This window comes from Telluria sp. GW821-FHT07G12 (assembly GCF_059418525.1).
Genome location: NZ_JBWKQA010000004.1, coordinates 16,741 through 33,277, shown reverse-complemented (window position 1 = coordinate 33,277; position 16,537 = coordinate 16,741). Strand labels below are relative to the sequence as shown.

Sequence of the window (16,537 nt, the reverse complement as noted above, 5' to 3'; positions counted from 1 at the left end):
GTCCATAAAAACCAAAAGGAGACAGACATGAGAATGAAAACAGGCGTACGCGAACTGCGACGGGCCCTGCTGGGCTTGTCGGCGGCCGCGGTACTGGCGGCCGGCACGGCGCACGCGCAGGTGAGCACCGCCACCATCAAGGGCCAGATCACGCAGGCCGGCGCGGCGGCGCCGGCGGCGACCCAGATCGTGGCGACCAACACCGCCACCGGCTATACCTACCGCACCACCACGGCCGCCGACGGCAGCTATGTGCTGCCCGGCCTGGCGCCGGGCTCGTACACCATCCAGGTGGGCGGCCAGCGCTCCGAGCCGGTCACCCTGAGCATCGGCCAGACCGCGGCGCTCGACCTGAGCGTCGGCGACGCCGCGCAGGCCGGCGGCGACGTGCGGCAGGTGGTGATCCGCGGCTCGGCCCAGCGCCGCGACGTGCGCACCTCGGAAGTCGGCACCAGCGTGTCGCGCGCCCAGATCGAGAACCTGCCGCAGGTGAACCGCAACTTCCTGGCCTTTGCCGACCTGGCGCCGGGCGTGCGCTTCGACGTCGAGCAGAAGACCGGCTACGGCACGCTGCAGAGCGGCGCCCAGAACCAGGACAACGTCAACGTCTTCATCGACGGCGTCGGCCAGAAGAACTACATCCTGCGCGGCGGCATGAGCGGCCTGGATGCGTCGCGCGGCAATCCCTTCCCGCAGTCGGCGGTGGCCGAGTACAAGGTGATCACGCAGAACTACAAGGCCGAGTTCGACCAGGTCTCGTCGGCCGCGATCACGGCGATCACCAAGTCGGGCACCAACGAATTCCACGGCGACGTCTTCGTCGACCGCACCGGCGCCAACTGGACCGCCTACGATCCCTTCCAGCAGAAGAACCGCGCGGCCGGCGTCGACCGCCCGAGCTATACCCAGGCGCAGTACGGCGCCACGCTGGGCGGCCCGATCAAGAAGGACGTGGCGCACTTCTTCCTGGCCTACGAGGGCAAGCACATCGACCAGCCGCGCCAGGTGGTGGCGCAGCGCCAGGACCTGCTGCCGAACGCCGGCATCGTGCCCGAGCTGCTGAAGATGGCCGGTTCGGCCACCTCGAAGTTCAAGGAAGACCTCCTGCTCGGCAAGATCGACGCCCAGATCGACGAGGACAACCGCATCGAATTCAGTACCCGCATCCGCCGCGAGAGCGACCTGGTGCCGGAAGACTTCAAGCTGTCCGTGCCGGGCAACGAGAAGGACCGTAAGAACGACGAAACCCGCTTCGACCTCAAGCACGAATGGAGCCACGGCGACTTCCGCAACGAGGCGCGCCTGGGCTACGAGCAGTTCCACTGGAACCCGCACGCCAAGCTGGGCACGCCCTATGTGAAGTACGTGGTCTCGCCCAGCAACCAGGCGCAGAACGTGGTCGACGTGCTGTTCACCGGCGGCTCGCCGGATGCCCAGGACCGCAAGCAGAGCGGCTACTCCTTCCAGGACGACCTGACCTGGACCGGCCTGGCCGGCCACACGGTCAAGGGCGGCCTGAAAATGAAGCGGGTCGACTTCGACCTGTTCGGCACCCCGCGCAGCGTCGACATCCGCCGTGAGATGATCGACAACAAGACCGGCACCACCACCGTGATCCAGCTCGATCCGGCGCTGGCGCCGGTGGGCGTGAGCTACAGCGACAACCAGTACGGCCTGTACCTGCAGGACGACTGGCGCGTCAACAACAAGCTGGAGCTGAACCTGGGCGTGCGCTGGGACTACGAGACCAACATGCTGAACAACGGCTACACGACCCCGGCCGACCGTCTCGCCATCTTTGACAAGCAGGACCCGCGCGACGGCGCCGCGGCCGGCCAGACCTATGCGCAGTCGCTGGCCAAGGGCGGCGTCAACATCCGCGACTACTACGCCAACGGCAGCCGCAAGCCCTTCAAGCACGCCTTCCAGCCGCGCGTCGGCTTCTCGTACGACCTGAACGGCGACCAGAACACCGTCATCTTCGGCGGCGCCGGCCGCGCCTACGACCGCACCATGGCCAACCAGGCGCTCGACGAACTGCAGCACAATGCATCGCCGGGCGGCGAGATCTGGATGATCACGAACGACCTGAAGCAGCCGTACACCGACCAGTTCAGTCTCGGCCTGCGCCAGGCGGTGGGCCAGTGGAACACCGAGATCGGCTACATCAACTCGCGCAGCCACAACCAGTTCAACTGGTTCGGCGGCAACCGCGATCCGAAGGGCGGCTGGGGCACGCAGAGCCCGATCGATCCGCTGTGGGGCTCGGTGCCGGGCTTCGGCACCCTGATCCTGGGCGACTTCATCAGCCAGGCCAGGACCGAATCGGTCTACCTGAAAGGCGACAAGCCCTTCACCAAGGGCAGCGGCTGGGGCCTCAGCGCGACCTACACCTATTCGGAAGGCGAGACCACCAACAAGGAGTGGACCAACGATATCTTCAACTGGACCTACGGCCGCTCGACCTCGGGCTGGAATCCGTCGAAGAACGTCGAGAAGCACCGCCTGGTGGTGGCCGGCCTGAGCGACCGCCTGCTGCCGTGGGGGATCATGACCTCCGCCAAGCTGACCTACGGCTCGGGCCTGCCTTTCCGCATTACCGATTGCTCGGCCGGCTGGGACAAGTGCGTCTCGCGCCGCGGCGACGGCGGCCCGTTCCGCCAGGTCGACCTGGCGCTGGCCAAGGACGTGTCGGTCGGCTTCGGCCAGGTCTCGCTGCGCATGGACGTGCTGAACCTGTTCAACACGATCAACTACGGCGGCTACGACGAATGGGGCGGCGGTCCGGGCAATCCGCAGAACTACCTGGGCGGGGATAACAAGAACCTCGGCGTGCCGGGCGGCGTGAGCGGCCCGATGCGCACCGTGAAGCTCACCGCGCGCTACGCCTTCTGACGTTTCCGGCGGCGGCTGCACAACCCCCTCCGTGCGGCCGCCTGCCGATTTTTGTCTCTTCTGCCGAGGATTCAGACATGCTTCATCGTTTCACCAGGCTGGCGCCCTTGCTTGCGGCCGGCGCGCTGGCTGCCGGCAGCGCCACCGCACAGGCCGCGGCGCCGGCGCCGCAAGTGCCGGCCTTGTATGCGGCGAATGCCGCCCTGCTCGACGACCTGTCCGAGCGCACCTTCCGCTTTTTCTGGGACACCGCCAATCCGGCCAACGGCATCGTGCCGGACCGCTGGCCGACGCCGTCCTTCGGCAGCATCGCCGCGGTGGGCTTCGGCCTGACGGCGTACACGATCGGCGTCGACCGCGGCTACATCACGCGCGCCCAGGCGGCCGAGCGCACCCTGACCACGCTGCGCTTCTTCCGCAACGCGCCGCAGGGCCCGGCCGAGCAGGGCATGACCGGCCATAAGGGCTTCTTCTACCACTTCCTCGACATGAAGACCGGCGCGCGCAGCTCGAACTGCGAACTGTCGACGGTCGATACCGCGCTGCTGCTGGGCGGCGTGCTGCATGCGCAGTCCTATTTCACCGGCAACGATGCGAAGGAAGCCGAGATCCGCCGCCTGGCCGACGAAATCTATCGTCGCGTCGACTGGGCCTGGGCGGCATCCAGCCGGCCGAACGCGGTGGCGCTGGCCTGGGACCCGAAGACCGGCATGAGCGGCTACGACTGGAAGGGCTACAACGAGGCCATGCTGGTGTATGTGCTGGCCCTCGGCTCGCCCAGCCACCCGCTGCCGGCATCGAGCTGGGGCGACTGGACCAGCACCTACGACCGCAGCTGGGGCACCGTCTACGGCCAGGAACACCTGGCCTTCGCGCCGCACTTCGGCCACCAGTACTCGCACCTGTGGATCGATTTCCGCGGCATCCAGGACGCCTACATGCGCCGGCGCGGCATCGATTATTTCGAGAACAGCCGCCGCGCCAGCTATGCGCAGCAGGCCTATGCTGTCGCCAATCCGGAAGCCTGCAAAGGCTACGGCGCGACCATGTGGGGCGTGACCGCCAGCGACGGCCCGGAAGACGTGGTCATCGACGATCACGGTAAACAACGCAAGTTCATCAGCTACGCCGGGCGCGGCATGGGCCATTACGATGACTGCACCATGGCGCCGACCGGGGCCGCGGCCTCGATCGCCTTCGCGCCGGAGATCGCGATTCCCGCCATCGCCCATATGCGCAGCCAGTACGGCAAGGAGATCTACGGACAATATGGCTTCCTGGACGCTTTCAACCTGAGCTTCGACTTCGACGTCAAGATCAAGCACGGGCGCCGGGTGCCGGGCTTCGGCTGGGTCGACACCGACTACCTCGGCATCGACCAGGGCCCGATCCTCGGCATGATCGCCAACTACCGCGACGACAGCGTGTGGCGCGTGATGCGCACCAATCCCTATATCCGCGCTGGCCTGCTGAAAGCGGGCTTCAGCGGCGGCTGGCTGGAAGGGAAGCAGGGCAAGTGAAGCGTGCCATGGCCTTGCGCGGATGGCTGGCGCTGTTGGGCGCAGCACTGCTGGCGATCCTGCTGGCCGCCTGTGCGCCCTCCGAAAAAGGAGTGGTTACACTCCGTTTCTGGGCCATGGGCCGCGAGGGCGAGGTGGTGCGCGAACTGCTGGCCGACTTCGAGCGCAGCCACCCAGGCATCCGCGTGGACGTGCAGCAGCTGCCGTGGACGGCGGCCCAGGAAAAGCTGCTGACATCCTTTGCCGGCGACGTCACGCCGGACCTGTGCCAGCTCGGGAATACCTGGATCGCGCAGTTCGCCGCGCTCGGCGCGCTGGCGCCGTTGCAGGATCGCGCCGCGCGCTCCGGGATGGTGCCGGCGCTTGACTACTTCGACGGCATCTGGGCCTCGAACCGGATCGGCGAGAACGTGTATGGCATTCCCTGGTACGTCGATACCCGCGTGATCTTCTACCGCCGCGACCTGCTGGCCAAAGCCGGCTTCGACCACGCCCCGCGCGACTGGCAGGAGTGGACCCGGACCATGGCTGCCCTCAAGCGCCGCAGCCCGGACACCTATGGCGTGCTGCTGCCGCTGAACGAATTCGAACAGCTGCTGGTGCTGGCGCTGCAGCAGGACACGCCGCTGCTGCGCGACGGCGACCGCTACGGCAATTTCCGCAGCCCGGCCTTCCGCCGTACGCTGCAGTTCTATGTCGATATGTTCCGCCAGGGCTGGGCGCCGCGCGCAACCAATACCCAGATCTCGAACGTCTGGGACGAATTCGGCAAGGGCTATTTTTCCTTCCACATCAGCGGCCCCTGGAACATCGGCGAATTCAAGCGCCGCCTGCCGGCGAACCTGCAGGACACCTGGATGACGGCGCCGCTGCCGGGCCCGAACGGCCCGGGCGCATCGAATGCCGGCGGCGCCAGCCTGGTGGTGTTCGAGCGTTCGAAGCACAAGGAAGAAGCCTGGCAGGTGATCGAATACCTGTCGCAGCCGGCGGTGCAGCTGCGCTTTTATGCGATGACCGGCAATCTGCCGCCGCGCCGCAGCGCCTGGGCCGACGATCGCCTGGCCCACGATCCGTATGCGGCGGCCTTCCGCGACCAGCTCGAGCGCGCCAAGTCGCCGCCCAAGGTGCCGGAGTGGGAACGCATCGTCACCGAGATGCGCCTGGTGACCGAGGCCGCGGTGGCCGGCCAGCTGACGGTCGACCAGGCCGCGGCCGAACTCGATGCGCGCGCCGACCGCATCCTCGAAAAGCGCCGCTGGATGCTGGCGCACGGAGGCGAACGATGAAGACCTCGCGCGCCGCCTGGCTGCTGGCCGGCCCCGCACTGGCCATGATCCTGTTGTTCTTCTTCCTGCCGGTCTGCGCCGCGCTGGCGCTGAGCCTGACGGACTTCGACCTGTACGCGCTGGCCAGCCTGAAGAACCTGCGCTTTATCGGCCTCGATAACTACCTGCAGCTGCTGCGCACCCCGCTGTTCTGGAAGGCGCTGGCCAACACCCTCCTGTTCGTGGTGGTGGGTGTGCCGCTGTCGATCGCCGCCTCGCTGGGCGCGGCGCTGCTGATCAATTCGAAGCTGGCCTGGTTCAAGCCCCTGTTCCGCACCGTGTTCTTCGCCCCGGTGGTGACCTCGATGGTGGCGGTGGCCGTGATCTGGCGCTACCTGTACCACACGCGCTACGGCGTCATCAACTACCTGCTCGACAGCATCGGCCTGCAGCCGCTCGACTGGCTGGGCGACCCGCATCTCGCGATGCCGGCGATTATCCTGTTCGCCGTCTGGAAGAACTTCGGCTACAACATGATCATCTTCCTGGCCGGCCTGCAGTGCATCCCGAACGACCTGTACGAGGCGGCCGAGCTGGACGGCGCGCGGCGCCTGGCGATGCTGCGCCATATCACGCTGCCGGCGCTGGCGCCGACCATGTTCATGGTGAGCCTCCTGACCATGACCGGCTATTTCCAGCTGTTCGCCGAACCCTATGTGATGACCCAGGGCGGGCCGCTGCAAAGCACGGTCAGCGTGCTGTACTTCATGTACGAGCAGGGTTTCAAATGGTGGAACCTGGGCAGCGCGACCGCGGTGGCCTTCGTGCTGTTCGTCTTGATGTTCGGCGTGACCTTGCTGCAGCTGCGCTTTGCCGGAAGGGGACTGGAAGAATGAGCCTGCGTTCCAACACATGGTCCGCACGCGGCGCCATCAACGCCGTGCTGGTGCTGGGCGGGATCGCCGCGGTGTTCCCGCTGCTGTGGATGCTGGCGGTGTCCTTCATGGCGCCGGGCGAAGCCAGCCACTTCCCGCCGCCGCTGCTGCCCCGCAAGCCGACCCTGGCCAACTACGTCACCCTGTTCGCGGACGCCGGCATCGGCCGCTACTTCCTCAACAGCCTGCTGCTGGCGACCGGCGCGACGCTGCTGTCGCTGGCTTTCAACGTCGGCGCCGGCTATGCCTTCGCCAAGCTGCATTTTCGCGGACGCGAAAAACTGTTCCGCATGCTGCTCGGCGCGCTCGTGATCCCGGGCCAGGTAGCGATGCTGCCGCTGTTCCTGATGCTCAAGCAGATGGGGCTCGTGAACAGTTTCGTCGGCGTCCTGATCCCGTCGGCGGCCAGCATCTTCGGCATCTTCCTGGTGCGCCAGTACGCGCTGACCATTCCCGACGCCCTGCTCGAAGCGGCGCGGCTGGACGGTGCCGGCGAGCTGCGCATCTTCCGCTCCATCGTGCTGCCGCTGCTCGGGCCGATCCTGGTGACGTTGGCACTGTTCAGCTTCCTGGGCAGCTGGAACGACTTCATGTGGCCGCTGATCGTCATGACCGACAAGGACTTGTACACGCTGCCGGTGGCGATCGCCTCGCTGTCGAGCGAACACGTACAGGACAACGAAATGATGATGGCCGGCTCGGTGCTGACCATCGTGCCGGTGCTGCTGATCTTCCTCGGCCTGCAGCGCTATTACCTGCAGGGGCTGACGATGGGAAGCGTGAAGGGATGAAGCGGCGCTTGAACGCCTGTGCGGCGCTGTTGGTGGTGGCCGGGGCCTCGGCCCAGGAACGGACGCTCGACGATTTCGAGCGCATCGCCGGCTGGAAGACCGTGGTGTCGGACGGCGTGAAGGGCACGCTGACCCAGGCTCCCGGCCACGCCGGCCAGGCCCTGCGCATGGACTTCGACCTCGGCGCCAGCGCCGGCTACGTGGCCGCGCGCCGCGCGCTGCCGCTGGATTTCGAGGGCGATTACGAGATCTCTTTCTGGATGCGCGCCGATGCGCCCGTGAACAACTTCGAACTGAAGCTGGTCGACGGAAGCGGCGAAAACGTCTGGTGGGTCAGCCGGCCGAATTTTGCGGTGACGAAGGAATGGCGGCGCTACACCTTCAAGAAGCGCCATATCGCCTTTGCCTGGGGGCCGGCCAAGGACCAGCTTCTCCGCCACACCGAGCACCTGGAATTCGTGGTCAGCACCGGCCGCGACGGCGGCCGTGGCCGCATCGAGATCGACGACCTGGTCATCCGCCAGCTGCCGCCGGCCGGGGCGCTGCCCGAACCGCGTCTGTCCGCATCGTCCGGCCAGCCGGCGCCGGGCCTGCTCGATGGCGGCAGTGCCTGGTCCAGCGCAGGCGGCGACGAACAGCATCTGGATATCGACTTCGGCCGCGCGCGCGAATTCGGCGGCCTGGTGCTGCACTGGGCGCCGGGCGCGCACGCGAGCCGCTACGAGATCCAGTTCTCCGACGACGGCAACAGCTGGCGCACGCTGCGGAAGGTAGACGACGGCGACGGCGGCCGCGATCCTATCCTGCTGACCGAGAGCGAGACGCGCTACCTGCGCATCGCCATGCACGACGGTCCCGGCAAGCGCTACATGCTCGACCTGGTCGAGATAAAACCGCTGGACTTCGGCGCCACCGACAACGCCTTCTTCCAGGCCCTGGCCAAGGACGCGCCGCGCGGCCACTACCCGCGCGGCATGTCGGGCGAGCAGAGTTACTGGACCGTGCTGGGCGTCGACGGCGGCAAGGAAACGGGTTTGCTGTCCGAGGACGGCGCGCTGGAAGTGGCGCGCGCCGGTTTTACGGTCGAACCCTTCGTGCTGGAGCAGGGCAGGCTGCGCAGCTGGGCCGACGTCAAAGTCAGCCAATCGCTGCAGGATGGCTATCTGCCCATCCCCAGCGTGAGCTGGCAGGCGGAGGGCTGGCAGCTGCGCACCACTGCCTTCGCGCACGGCACGCCGGACCAGGCGCAGCTGGTGTCGCGCTACCAGCTGCGCAACGACAGCAATGAGACGAAGACGCTGCGCCTGGTGCTGGCCCTGCGGCCCTTCCAGGTCAATCCGCCCATGCAGTTCCTGAATACGCCGCCGGGCGTCAGCCGCATCGGTGCGATCGCCTGGCGCGACGGCCACTTCGAGGTCGACGGCAAGCCACGCGTGTACGCATTGGATACGCCGGATGCTGCGGGCGTGTCCTCCTTCGACGCGGATGCGATTCCTGCCCGCCTGGCGGGCGAGGGCTGGAGCGCCCAGCGCAAGGTCGAGGACAGCTTCGGCTTCGCGTCCGGCGCGCTGGCCTACGATGTGACCCTGGCGCCGCATGCGAGCGCGGAAGTGGCCCTGCTCACGCCGCTGACCGGCGCGGCGCCCGCCCTGCCTTTGGCCACGGGCTGGGTGCAGGCCGCGCAGGACGAAACCGCCGCCATCTGGCGCAAGCGCCTGAACGAAGTGAGCCTGCAGGTGCCGCCGCAGGGCCAGCGCCTGGTCGACACCTTGCGCTCCTCGCTGGCGCACATGCTGATGACGCGTGCCGGTCCGGCCCTGCAACCGGGCACGCGCTCGTATGCGCGCTCGTGGATCCGCGACGGCGCGATGATGTCCGAAGGGATGCTCAGGCTGGGCAACGACCAGGTGGCGAAAGATTACGCGCGCTGGTTCGCGCCTTACCAGTTCGCGAACGGGAAGATCCCCTGCTGCGTCGACCGCCGCGGCGCCGACCCGGTGCCCGAGAACGACAGCCAGGGCGAATTCATCTTCCTCGCCGCCGAGCTGTGGCGCTACACCCATGACCGCGCGCTGCTGCAGAAACTGTGGCCGCACGTGGCAGGGGCGGCAAAGTACATGGAGCAGCAGCGCCAGTCCGAGCGTGGCCCGGTGAATCGGACGCCCGAGCGAAAACACCTGTTTGGCCTGCTGCCGCCCTCGATCAGCCACGAGGGCTACTCGGCCAAGCCCATGCACTCCTACTGGGACGATTTCTGGGGCCTGCGCGGCTACCGCGACGCCGCCATGCTGGCCGGCGCCCTCGGCCAGCGCAGTGACGAGAACAAGCTGAAGGCACAGGGCGACGAATTCGAGCGCGAGCTGCTGGCCTCGTTGCGCGGCACCGCCAGGGTCCACCGCATCGATTACCTGGCAGGCGCCACCGATCTCGGCGACTTCGACGCCACCTCGACCACCATCGCCCTGTCGCCGGGACGGCTGCAGCAGCGCCTGCCGCAGGATCTGCTGCACGGCACTTTCGAGCGCTACTGGCGCGAATTTGTGGAGCGCCGCGACGGCGGCAAGGACTGGAAGGATTACACACCCTACGAGCTGCGCAACGTGGCCGCCTTCGTGCGCCTGGGCTGGCGCGGCCGCGCGCATGAACTGCTCGACTTCTTCATGCACGACCGCCGTCCCGAGGCCTGGAACCAGTGGGCCGAAGTGGTCGGGCGCCTGCCGCGCGAGCCGCGCTTCGTCGGCGACATGCCGCACGGCTGGATCTCGTCCGACTACATCCGCTCGGCGCTCGACCTGTTCGCCTGGGAGCGCGACACGGACCGCGCGCTGGTGATCGCCGACGGCATCCCGCTGACCTGGCTGGCCGGCGAGGGTATCGCCGTGCACAGGCTGCGCACGCCCTACGGCCCGCTCAGCTATGCGATGAAGCAGGCCGGCGCCACCGTCACCCTCGAACTCGAAGCCGGCTCGCGCCTGCCGCCGGGCGGCATCGTGCTGCGCGAACCGGGCGCCGGCTGGGACCGCGGCCGCACCACCGTCAACGGCAAGCCGGCGCGCTGGAAAAACAAAGAGCTGCGCGTGCGCACGCTGCCGGCGCGGATCAGGATAGAAACGGCGATCGAACCGAACAACCAACCGACTAATACAACACCATGACCCAGACCATCCGCTTCCCCGACAACTTCCTGTGGGGCGCATCGACCTCGGCCTACCAGATCGAAGGCTCGCCGCTGGCCGATGGCGCCGGCCCCAGCATCTGGCAGCGCTTCGTCCACACCCCCGGCAACATCCGCGACGGCGACACCGGCGACATCGCCTGCGACCACTACCGCCGCTGGGAGCAGGACGTCGAGCTGATGAAGAGCATCGGCCTGCAGGCCTATCGCTTCAGCATCAACTGGGGCCGCGTGCTGCCGCAGGGCCGCGGCGCCGTCAACCAGGCCGGCCTGGATTTCTACGACCGCCTGGTCGACCGCCTGCTGGCGAACGGCATCAAGCCCATGGTGACCCTGTTCCACTGGGACCTGCCGGAAGCGCTGGACAACCAGGGCGGCTGGCTGAACCGCGACATCGCCGACTGGTTCGCCGACTACGCGCGCGTCATGTTCGGCAAGCTGGACGACCGTGTGACCTCATGGGCGACGCTGAACGAGCCGTGGGTGGTGTCGGACGGCGGCTACCTGCACGGCACCCTGGCCCCGGGCCACCGCAACCGTTTCGAAGCGCCGATCGCCTCGCACAACCTGCTGCGCGCGCACGGCGCCGCCGTCAAGGCCTACCGCGAGATGGGTGGCAAGCACGACATCGGCATCGTCGTGAACATCGAGCCGAAGTACCCGGCCACGAACAGCCCGGCCGACATCGACGCCGCGGCGCGCGGCCACGCCTACATGAACGCGCAATATCTCGACCCGGTGTTCCTGGGCCGCTATCCCGAGAAGATCAAGGACGTGTATGGCGAGGCCTGGCCCGAGTGGCCGGCCGAGGATTTCGAGCTGATCAAGCAGCCTATCGACTTCGTCGGCGTCAACTACTACACCCGCAGCGTCAGCAGGGACGATGCGCAGGGCTATCCGGTGCGCGCGACCCCGGTGCGCCAGGCCTCCGCCACCTATACCGAAACCGGCTGGGAAGTGTTCGCGCGCGGCCTGACCGACACCCTGACCTGGGTCGCCAAACGCTACGGCAACCCGCCGCTCTACATTACCGAGAACGGCGCCGCCTTCTTCGATCCGCCGGTGGCCGAGGGCGGGCGCATCGACGATCCGCTGCGCGTGGATTACTACCAGAAGCACCTGCGCGCGATCCACGACGCCATCGAAGCCGGGGTCGACATGCGCGGCTATTGCGCTTGGTCGCTGCTGGACAACCTGGAGTGGGCGCACGGCTTCTCGAAGCGCTTCGGCCTGGTGCACGTGAATTTCGCGACCCAGGAGCGCACCCTGAAGGACAGCGCCTATTTTTACCGCGAGATCATCGCCAGCAATGGCAAGGTGCTGGAGGGCGTGCCGCCGCGCCCGGTGGTGTGGAACGGACCTGCAATGTGGACCGAAGAGGCGTATAAATAAGCGTCATGAGCACGATGTCCGACGCATGCCGTGCGCTGCTGCAGCAGTCACTCAGCCACGGACCGCTGTACGGCAACCGCCTGGCCAATCACCTGCCGATGGCGCTGCTGGCGCTCGACCGCCTCGGCGCCGATGCCGAGGTGATGCGCCGCTTCGCCGACGGCTATGCGCACAAGCTCCTGCCCGCCGCGGTCTCTAGCAGCGAGCTCGATCCGCACGACTACCTGGGCAGCAGCGGCGACTATCCGCGCTTCGTCGCCTTCTTCCGCGACCGCATCCGCGAGGCCGGCGTCGACGCCGTCTTACACGACTGGGTGCCGGTCCTGATGCCGGGGCTGGCGGCGTCCGCCTTCCACGCCATGATCCGCCTGGCCTATGCCATCGAGGGCGGGCTGGAGGACGAGATCGCGCTGTCGCTCGCATACTGGGCCAGCGAGTACGCGGCGCTGCCGCTGCCGCTGGAACCGGGCGAAGGCACGCTGGAGGAGATCGCCGGACGCCTGCGCGCGAAGGTGGCGGATCACGTGTTCAAGCCGGGCATCATCATCGACAGGATGAGCGAGATCGCCTGGGATCCGGCGCTGGCGGGAACGGCGGTGCAGCCGGCTGCGGCGCCGCAGCTGGCCGACATCGCGCGCTTCGCCCTGCAGGCCTATACCGAGCGCGAAGACTTTACCCTGCTGCACATCGTCACCGGCTGCCATGCCTTCCGCATCGTGCAGCCCTACGCCAACGACAAGGCGCTGGCCCGGCGCTACCTGTGGCAGGCGGCGCTGGCGGCCTGGCTCACCGTCGTCCTGACGCCGCCGGGCCGGCAGCAGGCGCCGGAGCAGGGCGGGCGCGAGCTCGACGAGCGGGACATTGCGGCGCGCGCGGTCCTGTCCAGCGACGACCACGTCATAAAACTCTGCCATTCCGCTCTGTGCGAATACCGGGAATACGGCGACCCCGGCTACCTGCGTGTGGCCAGCCGCAAGCTGGAACTTGATTTATAGAACATACCGCCTGTCGCGTTCGGCCAACTGTTACAGTTGCTTGCATTTCGCGAGGCGGGCGCGTCTATAATCGGACGCATGACCTCGTTTTATGCGCCCCGGCTTGCTGCGACGGCTCTCGCGGCTCTTGTCCTGTTGTCCGCCTGCGGTGGCGGTGGAGGCGGCGGTGCATCCGTAGCCAGCCCTCCGGTTGCCGTCACGCCGACCACGCCCCCGACCGTCCCATCCGACCCGACGACGCCGACGACGCCAACGCCGCCGGTCACCGCAGCAGATCCGATCCCGGCCAACTACCAGAGCTACGCGAACCTGTGCGCCAAGCCGCGCACCGGTGTGGATGCGCAGGGCTTCGCCTTCCCGGACCGCCAGGGCACGCTGCAGGACGAGATGAAATTCCTGCGCGGCTGGGCCGACCGTTTTTACCTGTGGTACGACGAGATCCCGTCCACGGTGCACATGGCCGACTTTACGAACACGCTGGATTATTTTGCCGCACTGAAGACGCCTGCGCTGACCGCGGCCGGCAAGCCGAAGGACCGTTTCCACTTCACCTACACGACGGCCGAGTGGGACGCGCTGACCACGGCCGGCGAGGAAGTCGGCTACGGCCTGACCTGGTCGCGCAACAGCGCCACCGCGCCGCGCACCTGGCTGGCCTCCATCGTCGAACCGGGTTCGCCGGCAGCAAGCGCGGGCATCCAGCGTGGCGACATGCTGGTGGCCGTCGACGGCGTCGACTTCATCAATACCACGGGCACCAGCGGCGTCAACGCGATCAACGCCGGCCTGTTCCCCGACAATGCGGGCGAGTCGCACCGCCTGACCATCCAGCGCGCCGGCAACCGCTTCGACGTCAGCCTGGTCTCGCAAGTGGTGGCCGCCGCTTCCGTAAAAAACACCAAGGTGATCGACACCCCGACCGGCAAGGTCGGCTACCTCACCTTCGACGACCACAACGCAGTGGCCGAGAAGCAGCTGATCGACGCCTTCAGCCTGTTCAAGAGCCAGGGCGTGAACGACCTGGTGCTGGACATGCGCTACAACGGCGGCGGCCTGCTGTACATCGCCAGCGAACTGGCCTACATGGTCGCGGGCCCCAGCGCGGCCGGCAAGACCTTCGAGCGCCTGAACTACAACAACAAGACGGCGCCGGACGCGCCGATTCCGTTCCTCAGCACGGCCTACGGCTTCACCTCGCCGAACCCGGCCACCTCCGGCATGGCGCTGCCCTACCTGGGCCTGAAGCGGGTGACGGTGCTGACCACCCCCGGCACCTGCTCGGCCAGCGAAGCCGTGATCAACGGCCTGCGCGGTGTCGACGTCGAAGTGAACATCATCGGCGGCCAGACCTGCGGCAAGCCCTACGGCTTCACCCCGGTCGACAACTGCGGCACGACCTATTTCTCGATCGAGTTCCAGGGCGTGAACGCGAAAGGCTTCGGCGATTTCGCGGACGGCTTCGCGCCGACCTGCACCGTGGCCGACGACCTGAACCACGCCCTCGGCGACCCGGCCGAGAACCTGCTGGCCGCGGCGCTGAGCTACCGCGCCACCAACGCCTGCCCGTCATCCGGCACGGCGCGCGCGAGCGCGGTGCAGATGCAGCTGGTGCGGCCGGAGGCGAAGGAGATTGCGGTGCTGCGGAAGCGGCGATAGACCGACAGTAGTGAGATCGTCATTCCCGCCTGCGCGGGAATGACGTTTTAGCGTCTATAATTTCCAGACAACATTTTCCCCACTCTGCTGGAGCTTATAGATGATTCGTTCTGCGTTACTGCTGGCCATGCTGGCCGCCGTTCCCCTCGCGCACGCCGCGCCCGACCTGGTGACCGTGTCCGAGCGTTCGGGTTTCACGGCCACCGGCCGCTACGACGAAGTCATCCAGCTCTGCAGCGCCTTCCAGCAGGCGTATCCGCAACAGGTCAAATGCTTCCAGTTCGGCACCACGCCGGAAGGCCGGCCGATGATGGCGCTGGCCGTGACCCGCACCGGCGCCTTCACGCCCGCCGCCGCCAATAAACGGAAGCTGCCGGTGACCCTGATCCAGGGCGGCATCCACGCCGGCGAGATCGACGGCAAGGACGCCGGCTTCCTGGCCCTGCGCGAGATGCTGGAAGGCCGCATCGCCAAAGGCGCCCTCGACAAGCAGGTGCTGATCTTCGTGCCGGTCTTTAACGTCGATGGCCACGAGCGCTTTGCGAAATGGAACCGCCCGAACCAGCGCGGCCCGGTCGAGATGGGCTGGCGCACCACCGCCCAGAATTTTAACCTGAACCGCGACTACGTGAAGGCCGACGCACCCGAGATGCAGGCCATGCTGGCCCTGGTGAACGCCTGGGATCCGCTGACCTATGTCGACCTGCACGTGACCGACGGCGCCATGTTCCAGCACGACGTCTCGATCCAGGTCGAGCCGGTCAACTCGGGCGACCCGGAATTCCGCAAGGCCGGCCTGGCGCTGCGCAGCAATGTGATCCAGGACATCACCAAGGAAGGCTCGTCGCCTCAGTCCTATTACATGTCCTTCAAGGAAACGGACGACCCGCAATCCGGTTTCGTCGACAGCGTGTCCGACCCGCGCTTCTCGACCGGCTACTTCCAGCTGCGCAACCGCATGGCCATGCTGGTCGAGACCCATTCGTGGAAGGATTATCCGACCCGTGTGCGCATCACCCACAATGCCATCGTCTCGGTGCTGAATCAGGTGGCCGTCCACGGCAAGGAATGGCAGCAGGCTGCCGCCGCAGCCGACGCCCGCGCTGCCCGTATCGCCGGCCAGACTGTGGCGCTGACCTATAAAACCACCGACAAGACGACGATGGTCGACTTCAAGGGCTATGCCTATACCCGCAGCCTGTCCGAGGTCTCCGGCATGATGATGACGCGCTACGACGAAACCAAACCCCAGGTCTGGCACGTGCCGCTGCGCGACGAGATCGTCGAAGACCTGCGCGTGAAGGCGCCGGGCGCCGGCTACGTGGTGCCGGCCGCGTTCGCGCAGATGGTCGCCGCCAAGCTGGTCCAGCATGGCATCGCTTACCGCAAGCTGGACAAGGCGGTGCCGGATGCGCAGGTCGAAACCTTCCGCGCCGACAAGGCGGCGTTTGCCCCGGCATCCTTCGAATCGCACCAGCGCCTGAAGGTCGAGGGCGCCTGGAAGCAGGAACCCCGTACGCTGGGCAAGGGCGCGCTGTTCGTGCCGATCGCCCAGCCCAAGGCGCGCCTGGTGATGGCGATGTTCGAACCGCAGGCGCCGGATTCGCTGCTGGCCTGGGGCGAGTTCAATAATGCCTTCGAGCGCAAGGAATACATGGAAGAGTACGTGGCCGAGGACGTCGCGCGCGAGCAGATGGCCAAGGATCCGGCGCTGGCCGCGGAATTCCGCCGCCGCGTCGACACCGACGCCGCCTTCGCAAAGAATCCGCATGCGCGCCTGGAATTCTTTGCCCGCCGCCATGCGTCCTGGGATGAGCGCCTGAACCTGTACCCGGTGATGCGCACCGACGCCGCGCTGTAAGTCTTTCAGCTCATCTGCTGATCTCGCGCAAAGGCCGTCGATTTCCCTGCAA

At 67.1% G+C, this 16,537-nt stretch carries 10 protein-coding genes; all 10 read left to right on the top strand.

Features of this window, described 5'->3' with window-relative positions; genetic code table 11:
• The first annotated feature begins 27 nt into the window (after positions 1-27).
• Positions 28-2,895, top strand: a complete 2,868-nt coding sequence (locus AC07PE_RS15945) for a TonB-dependent receptor (protein WP_498766141.1) — start codon at positions 28-30, stop codon at positions 2,893-2,895.
• A gap of 77 nt (positions 2,896-2,972) precedes the next feature.
• A complete protein-coding gene (locus AC07PE_RS15940) occupies positions 2,973-4,415 on the top strand; it encodes a glucoamylase family protein (protein WP_498766139.1) in 1,443 nt (480 codons plus the stop codon).
• The gene (locus tag AC07PE_RS15935) at positions 4,412-5,701 is read left to right on the top strand and encodes a sugar ABC transporter substrate-binding protein (protein ID WP_498766137.1); all 1,290 of its coding nucleotides are present in this window, start codon (positions 4,412-4,414) and stop codon (positions 5,699-5,701) included. Before AC07PE_RS15940 ends, AC07PE_RS15935 begins: the two co-directional genes overlap by 4 nt.
• A complete protein-coding gene (locus AC07PE_RS15930; RefSeq protein ID WP_498766135.1) occupies positions 5,698-6,576 on the top strand; it encodes a carbohydrate ABC transporter permease in 879 nt (292 codons plus the stop codon). Before AC07PE_RS15935 ends, AC07PE_RS15930 begins: the two co-directional genes overlap by 4 nt.
• Positions 6,573-7,406 (top strand): carbohydrate ABC transporter permease, encoded by an 834-nt coding sequence (locus AC07PE_RS15925; RefSeq protein WP_498766133.1) that lies wholly within the window; start codon positions 6,573-6,575, stop codon positions 7,404-7,406. Before AC07PE_RS15930 ends, AC07PE_RS15925 begins: the two co-directional genes overlap by 4 nt.
• Positions 7,403-10,561, top strand: coding sequence for a discoidin domain-containing protein (locus AC07PE_RS15920; protein WP_498766131.1), 3,159 nt, complete (start codon positions 7,403-7,405; stop codon positions 10,559-10,561). The genes AC07PE_RS15925 and AC07PE_RS15920 overlap by 4 nt, the downstream gene beginning before the upstream one ends.
• Complete coding sequence (locus AC07PE_RS15915) at positions 10,558-11,973, top strand: GH1 family beta-glucosidase (RefSeq protein ID WP_498766129.1); 1,416 nt, start codon at positions 10,558-10,560, stop codon at positions 11,971-11,973. Before AC07PE_RS15920 ends, AC07PE_RS15915 begins: the two co-directional genes overlap by 4 nt.
• 5 nt (positions 11,974-11,978) lie before the next feature.
• The gene (locus tag AC07PE_RS15910; protein ID WP_498766127.1) at positions 11,979-12,968 is read left to right on the top strand and encodes a questin oxidase family protein; all 990 of its coding nucleotides are present in this window, start codon (positions 11,979-11,981) and stop codon (positions 12,966-12,968) included.
• Between the two features lie 78 nt (positions 12,969-13,046).
• On the top strand, positions 13,047-14,624 hold the full coding sequence (locus AC07PE_RS15905) for a S41 family peptidase (protein WP_498766125.1): 1,578 nt from the start codon (positions 13,047-13,049) through the stop codon (positions 14,622-14,624).
• A gap of 100 nt (positions 14,625-14,724) precedes the next feature.
• Positions 14,725-16,485 (top strand): M14 family metallopeptidase, encoded by a 1,761-nt coding sequence (locus AC07PE_RS15900; protein WP_498766123.1) that lies wholly within the window; start codon positions 14,725-14,727, stop codon positions 16,483-16,485.
• The last annotated feature ends 52 nt before the right edge of the window (positions 16,486-16,537 follow it).

Bases quoted from the DNA above. Each gene is read 5' to 3' on its own strand.
- AC07PE_RS15945 (WP_498766141.1), top strand. From the start codon at position 28: ATGAGAATGAAAACAGGCGTACGCGAACTGCGACGGGCCCTGCTGGGC.
- AC07PE_RS15940 (WP_498766139.1), top strand. From the start codon at position 2,973: ATGCTTCATCGTTTCACCAGGCTGGCGCCCTTGCTTGCGGCCGGCGCG.
- AC07PE_RS15930 (WP_498766135.1), top strand. From the start codon at position 5,698: ATGAAGACCTCGCGCGCCGCCTGGCTGCTGGCCGGCCCCGCACTGGCC.
- AC07PE_RS15925 (WP_498766133.1), top strand. From the start codon at position 6,573: ATGAGCCTGCGTTCCAACACATGGTCCGCACGCGGCGCCATCAACGCC.
- AC07PE_RS15920 (WP_498766131.1), top strand. From the start codon at position 7,403: ATGAAGCGGCGCTTGAACGCCTGTGCGGCGCTGTTGGTGGTGGCCGGG.
- AC07PE_RS15915 (WP_498766129.1), top strand. From the start codon at position 10,558: ATGACCCAGACCATCCGCTTCCCCGACAACTTCCTGTGGGGCGCATCG.
- AC07PE_RS15910 (WP_498766127.1), top strand. From the start codon at position 11,979: ATGAGCACGATGTCCGACGCATGCCGTGCGCTGCTGCAGCAGTCACTC.
- AC07PE_RS15905 (WP_498766125.1), top strand. From the start codon at position 13,047: ATGACCTCGTTTTATGCGCCCCGGCTTGCTGCGACGGCTCTCGCGGCT.
- AC07PE_RS15900 (WP_498766123.1), top strand. From the start codon at position 14,725: ATGATTCGTTCTGCGTTACTGCTGGCCATGCTGGCCGCCGTTCCCCTC.